This window comes from Streptomyces sp. SA15, from assembly GCF_002291145.1.
In the GTDB taxonomy this organism is placed as follows: domain Bacteria; phylum Actinomycetota; class Actinomycetes; order Streptomycetales; family Streptomycetaceae; genus Streptomyces.
Genome location: NZ_NTGE01000023.1, coordinates 1 through 6099, shown reverse-complemented (window position 1 = coordinate 6099; position 6099 = coordinate 1). Strand labels below are relative to the sequence as shown.

At 71.0% G+C, this 6099-nt stretch carries 4 protein-coding genes, 1 tRNA gene and 2 pseudogenes; 3 read left to right on the top strand and 4 right to left on the bottom strand.

Annotated elements, in window-relative coordinates; genetic code table 11:
- Window positions 1-201: pseudogene (locus CLM62_RS50660) on the bottom strand (hypothetical protein); the annotation flags it as partial.
- A gap of 4 nt (window positions 202-205) precedes the next feature.
- On the opposite strand from CLM62_RS50660, the pseudogene CLM62_RS51000 reads away from it, so the two are divergent.
- Window positions 206-413 (top strand): annotated as a pseudogene (locus CLM62_RS51000) (3-oxoadipyl-CoA thiolase); the annotation flags it as partial.
- Window positions 414-745: 332 nt separating this feature from the next.
- Here the strand turns inward: CLM62_RS51000 and CLM62_RS03780 are convergent.
- From CLM62_RS03780 to CLM62_RS03775, 3 genes are all read right to left on the bottom strand, one after another.
- Complete coding sequence (locus CLM62_RS03780) at window positions 746-1819, bottom strand: TauD/TfdA family dioxygenase (RefSeq protein ID WP_218835553.1); 1074 nt, start codon at window positions 1817-1819, stop codon at window positions 746-748.
- 243 nt (window positions 1820-2062) lie between these two features.
- Complete coding sequence (locus CLM62_RS49715; RefSeq protein ID WP_157857388.1) at window positions 2063-2203, bottom strand: hypothetical protein; 141 nt, start codon at window positions 2201-2203, stop codon at window positions 2063-2065.
- 316 nt (window positions 2204-2519) lie between these two features.
- Window positions 2520-2592, bottom strand: a tRNA-Arg gene (locus CLM62_RS03775).
- 322 nt (window positions 2593-2914) lie between these two features.
- On the opposite strand from CLM62_RS03775, the gene CLM62_RS03770 reads away from it, so the two are divergent.
- A complete protein-coding gene (locus CLM62_RS03770) occupies window positions 2915-4522 on the top strand; it encodes a dynamin family protein (protein ID WP_095748444.1) in 1608 nt (535 codons plus the stop codon).
- Window positions 4523-4747: 225 nt separating this feature from the next.
- A partial coding sequence (locus CLM62_RS03765) for a YfjP family GTPase (protein ID WP_373559101.1) occupies window positions 4748-6099 on the top strand: 1352 nt, incomplete at its 3' end.

The window sequence follows — 6099 nt, the reverse complement described above, 5'->3', positions numbered from 1 at the left end:
CCGCAACGTGGCCCGCACGGGCGTGCTGCCCGGGCCGCGCAGGTGGCCCGCGGCCGGCGTGTAGGGCCTGCTGGGAGCGGGCGCGGGCCTGCCGTGGTAGCCCTTTCCGGCTGCTGCGGCGTCGGCCGGCCTGCCGGCCAGCGGTCCCGGACGCGCGGTCGCCGTCGACGAGGCATCGGTCGCGGTCGTCGGCGGCGTCAAGTAGAAGGCGGCACGCGCCTGGAAGGACGGACTGTACGACGCCGAGGTCGTCGGGTGTCGACCTCGCCCGGGACGAGACCATCCGCGACAGCACCTCGCTGGCGGCGCCGGCCAACGACGGCGCCGCCGCCCTCCTCATCCCCGACGAGGCGGGGCTGAAGGCGACCGGCCGCGAACCGCCCGCCCGCAGTGGCCCCTCGGTGCCGACGGGACGCTGGACTTCTTCAGCGCACGGCCCATGTCCGCCGGCGCCCGGCGCATCGCCCCGCTCGCGCCCGGCGTCCAGGCCCTGCGCGTGCGGATCACCGGCCCGACGGACTGTGAGCCGACGGCCGGTCGCCCTCAACTCCGCTGCCCGGGTGCGGACTTCTCCGCTGTGGCAGACAACCGCCGCAGCCAGAGGTCGCATTGGCTGCGGCGGTCGGGAGTTCGCCCCGGCGGCACCACGACCGTCAGCACGGCGCTCGTCGAGCGACCGGTGTCTGAAGGGCGCCGAGGCCGGCGCCGTCGCGTGGGCAGGGCAGACGTCCGTTAGGGCTCGGCGTCATACTCCCCAGTCGTCGTTGACGGTGACGGCGTCCGCGACGCGGAACCGGCCGCCGGTCACCAGAGGTGTAGTGGGCTCACCCATCACGACGACGTGCTTGCCGAACCGGGGGGCCAGCGGTCGACCGACGTCGCGCTTGAGCCACAGACGCAGCAGGTGCCGACGGCGCTCCGGTTCCGGGTGGTCGATGTAGCTGGTGCGCGAGTGCAGTGCGGCGTAGTTGAGCAGCCACTGCACGTCCCCCGGCTGGAAATCCATGTCGATCGGCAGGCCGGGCTCCTGCGAGATCTCGTCGAAGAGGGTGATGGCCGCGGCCTGGTCGGCCGTCAGTCGGGGGACACCGGGGTACTCCTGGGCGCTGAAGATCATCGAGTTGCCCGCGTAGGTGCTGAAGACGCCGTTGACGTGGCTGATGATCGGTGAGGTGTACGTGAGTTCCGGGGAGTCGGGGTCCTGACGCCGCCAGTCCCAGTGGTAGGTGTCGAAGAGCCGCGCAGCGAGGTCCGGCCGGCGGCGCAGCATCTCGTTGTAGATGGTGGTACCGCTGACCAGGCTGGAGGCTCCGCCTTCCTTGGCGCCGCGCAGGCACATGAGGGCGACGACGTCGGAGCTGTCCGAGTGGAACGGCAGCCGGTCCCGCACGCGAGAGGGCAGCGCGCCCTCGTCGGACATCCTCTTGTTCGACGTGGCGATCACGTGGTCGAGCAGGTCGCCCCTCTGGTTCTGCCCGATCGGCCGGCCGAGGTGCAGGCCCATGATGAAGAAGATGGCCCCTGCCATGGTGTTCCCGTACTCCTCGGTGCGCAGGCCACGCACCAGGATGAAGCCCCGGCCGGCGTCCATCTGGTGGGCGCACTCGTCGTTGAGGGCGCGACAGGCCTCGAACGGGTAATCGGCGGCGGTGACGGTGCGCAGGTCGGGGTCCTCGGCGACGAAGCGCCGTCCCAGGTCTTCCAACTCGGCGCGCTCGGCGTCGCTGAGTACGTAGATCCATTCGGTGGACTTCGACAGCTCGTCGCCGCGCCAGGCGGACGGCCCGGAGATCGGCTGAAGGCCGACAGTGGTGGTCACGGTGATGCACTCCTCGAAAGATGTGATGGAAAAGCCCGTCGGCGAAGACACGACGGACGAAACGGACGACGAAACGTTTCAGCGTGGCGGGGGCTCGTCGCGCGGCGACGAACGGCGCTCAGAAGCTCAGCGCAGAAGCTCAGAAGCTCAGAAGCTCAGAAGCTCAGAAGCTCAGAAGCTCAGAAGCTCAGAAGCTCAGAAGCTCAGAAGCTCAGAAGCTCAGAAGCTCAGAAGCTCAGAAGCTCAGAAGGGGGTCTGGGGCTCGCCGACAGCCGTGCCGGGGCGCAATCCCTCCCGGGGCGGGAAGTAGCTGAGCGGCTCGTCGTAGGTCCGGCGGCCGGCGCACGACACGAGCAAGACGCCGATCAGAGCGACTGGCCTCATGCTGGTCCCGTCCTTTCGAGAAGTGCCACAACCATAGGAGAGGCCTGAGCCTTGGTCAATGGGCGAGACGCCGTCTCGTGATGCAGTACGCCAGGGTGAATGGCGGCACCGTGGAGCTTGCGTGGGGGCAGTAACGGCCGTCCCGGATTGCGGTACGCGCAGGGAGCCTTGGGCGGCGGTGACGTGAACCGGGATTCCGCGCGGGCGGAGTGGCGGAATTCATCCCCGGCCCAGCGTGTGGCGAGCCGTCACCGGGAGGGTCATCGGTTAGATCGTTCGGCTCGTCCGACCGGCGGAAAAACGGAATGCAGCGGAGCGCCCCCGGCAGGACTCGAACCTGCGGCCAAGCGCTTAGAAGGCGCCTGCTCTATCCACTGAGCTACGGGGGCCAGGTGTGGTGGCCTCTGTCTTGGGTGCCCGGGTGTGGGCCGGTCCGTGACGTTGCCGGGGACAAGGATAGGGCTCCCGCATCCTGGTCCCTGTTGCTTCGCCTCCGTGACTCGATGTGGAGGTTCGGTGAAGCGGTCCTGATAATCGCAGGCAGGTACGAATCCTGCACCGCTTTTGGCGTCTTGCGCATCGGGTGTTGTCCACTCGTTATGCCTGGACTATGCCTGCGTCCCAGTCGTCCCTTCCGTCCGTTGTGTTCTGTCGGCGCGCAGGCATGCTCATATGCTTCAGAAATCCCCCAAAATTGGGCATTCTTCGCATGTGGTGACCTTGGACGTACGGCCTCAGCTGCTCGACGCACTCTCCGCACTGCGCGACCGTGTCGCCGCCGCACGCTTCCCGCTGCCCCTGGCGGGGGCCCCACGCGCGCGTGCCAACCGCGACGAACTGCTCGCCCAGCTCGACGACTACTTGGTGCCCCGGCTGAGAGAGCCCGAAGCGCCCTTGCTGGCGGTCATCGGCGGTTCCACCGGGGCCGGGAAGTCGACGTTGGTCAACTCCCTGGTGGGGCGGCGGGTGAGTGAGGCGGGCGTGCTGCGGCCGACCACACGGACCCCGGTGCTCGTATGCCATCCGGAGGACCATCACTGGTTCAGCGGGATGCGGGTGCTGCCCGACCTCACGCGCGTGTGGGTGCCCGACCAGGATCAGGCGGAGGAACTCCTGCTGCCCGGCGAGGACCCCTCGCGCGTGCTGCGGGTCCAGACCGCCGACACCCTGCCGCCCGGACTCGCCCTCCTCGACGCGCCCGACATCGACTGCCTCGTCGCCGACAACCGGGTCCTCGCCGCCGAGCTGATCTGCGCGGCCGACATCTGGGTCATGGTCACCACGGCCGCCCGGTACGCCGACGCCGTGCCGTGGCATCTGCTGCGCACCGCCAAGGAGTACGACGCCACCCTCGTCACCGTCCTCGACCGGGTGCCCCACCAGGTCGTCTCCGAGGTCTCGCGGCAGTACGGGGCGCTGCTCACCAAGGCCGGGCTCGGCGACGTACCCCGCTTCACCGTGCCCGAGCTGCCCGAGTCCGCCTGGGGCGGCGGGCTGCTGCCGGCCACCGCCGTGGCGCCGCTGCGGACCTGGCTCCTCCAGCAGGCGCAGGACCCGGCGGCCCGGCAGCACGCCCTGGCCCGTACGGCGTACGGCGTCCTCGACTCGCTCAAGGCCCGGCTGCCCGAGCTGGCCAGCGCCGCCGCCGCACAGTACGCGGCCGCGCTCAGGCTCACCTCCGCCGTGGACGGGGCGTACGACAGCGAGTACGCGCGCGTACGGGGCCGTCTGCAGGCCGGTGCCGTGGTCGCCGGTGACGCCCTGAAGCGCTGGCGGGCCTTCCCGCTCGACTGCACCGCCGCGGAGCTCCTCGACGCGCTCGTGGAGAGCCTGGGCGCGCTCCTGCTGTGCGCCGTCACCGCCGCCGACGAGCGCGTCGACGAGGCCTGGCGGCGGGAACCGGCGGCGGACGCCCCGGAGCTGACCCGCCGGGATCCCTACCCGGAGAGCGCCGAGCACCGCATCGGGGTGGCCGTACGGCGGTGGCGGCGGGAGCTGGAGGAGTACGCCGAGGAGGAGGTGCGCTACCTCGACCGGAACGTCGTACTCGACTCCGAGGTGGTCGCCGCCCTCGTCGCCACCGCGCTGCTGGGCGGGCGCCGGGCACGGTCGGCCGGCGAGGGGCTCGCCGAGCGGATCGGTGCGCACGGCGCGCTGCGGCTGCGCGACCGGGCCGGGCGGCTGCTCGCCGACCACCTGGACCGGGTCATGCACAACGAACGCGAACGCCGACTCGCCCCACTCGACGCCCTGGAAGTCCACGCGGAGCCTCAGGCCGAACTCATCGCCGCGCTGTCCGTACTGCAGAAGGAGAGGTGACCGGTGACCGCCGTCACGGACCAGGACCACACGGAGCACACGGAGCAAGACAAGCGTCCTGAAGACATCGTCCCCGCGCAGGCTGTCGCCGAGAGTGACGGTTCCGTTGCGACCGAGGACATCAGCGCGCACGAGGAGCTTGAGGAGCTTGAGGAGCCTGAGGTGGCCGATGTACCCGAGGTGCCCGAGGTACCGGAGAAGCGTGCGGAGGACCGCCACACGCGCGTGACGGACGTGGGGGACAACGACCGCCCCGCGCGTGCGAAGGACGGCGATGGATGCCACGCGCGTGTGCAGAGCGATGACCGGCCCACCCGAGTCCAGAAAGACGACCACCCGGCGCGCAAGCAGAAGGACGACCGCCACCCCGCGCGCAAGCAGAAGGACGACCGCCGCCACACGCGCGTGGAGAACGAGGACGCCTCCGGTCGCACGGACCCTGCTGGTTCGGGCACTTCCGCTGGTTCGGGCACTTCCGCCGGTTCGGACACTTCCGCTGGTTCGGACACTTCTGCTCATACGGAGGCCCCCGCTCGTACCGAGCCCGAGGACACCTGGGACGACGGACTGATCGCGCGCAGGGCCACCGAGGAGACCGCCGCACAGCACGTCGCCGCAATGGAGACCAGGGTGGAGACCAGGACGGGCGGTACGCAGGTAGTGCTCCCGCTGGCCTACGACGGCCCGCTGCGGTCACGCCTCGACGCGCTGCGCGAGCTGGTGGGGCTCTCCCGCACCCGGCTCGACAGCAGGACGCTCGCCGAGGCCGGCCGGGTCCTGGACGAGGCGGCGGCGCGGCGCAGGCTCTCCGGACAGCACACGGTCGTCGGGATCGCGGGCGCGACCGGCAGCGGCAAGTCGCAGCTGTTCAACGCGCTCGCCGGAGTGACGATCTCGGAGACGGGCGTACGACGGCCGACCACCGCCGCGCCCATCGCGTGCAGCTGGAGCGACGGGGCGGCGACCCTCATCGACCGGCTCGGCATCCCGGGACGGCTGCGGCGACGCCCGATGCAGAGCCCCGAGGCGGAGGCGCAGCTGCGCGGGCTCGTCCTGGTCGACCTGCCCGACCACGACTCGGCCGCCGTAGAGCACCGTGAGCAGGTGGACCGCGTCCTGGCGCTGGTCGACGCGGTCATCTGGGTCGTCGACCCCGAGAAGTACGCCGACGCCGTCCTGCACGAGCGCTATCTGCGGCCCATGGCGGGACACGCGGAGGTCATGTTCATCGTCCTGAACCAGATCGACCGGCTGCCCGGGGAGGCCACCGAGCAGGTCCTCGACGACCTGCGGCGGCTGCTCGACGAGGACGGGGTCGCGCTCGGCGAGCACGGCGAACCGGGCGCGACCGTGCTCGCGCTGTCCGCGCTCACCGGAGACGGGATCGGTGAGTTGCGCGAGGCGCTCGCCCAGTTCGTGGCGGAACGCGGGGCGGCGGCGCGCCGGATCTCGGCCGATGTGGACAACGCCGCGTGGCGGCTGCGGCCGCTGTACTCCACGGGGCGCCGCACCGGCCTCAGCGAGGGGGCACGGGACGAGTTCGGCGCGCGGCTGGCGGACGCCGTGGGAGCCACCGC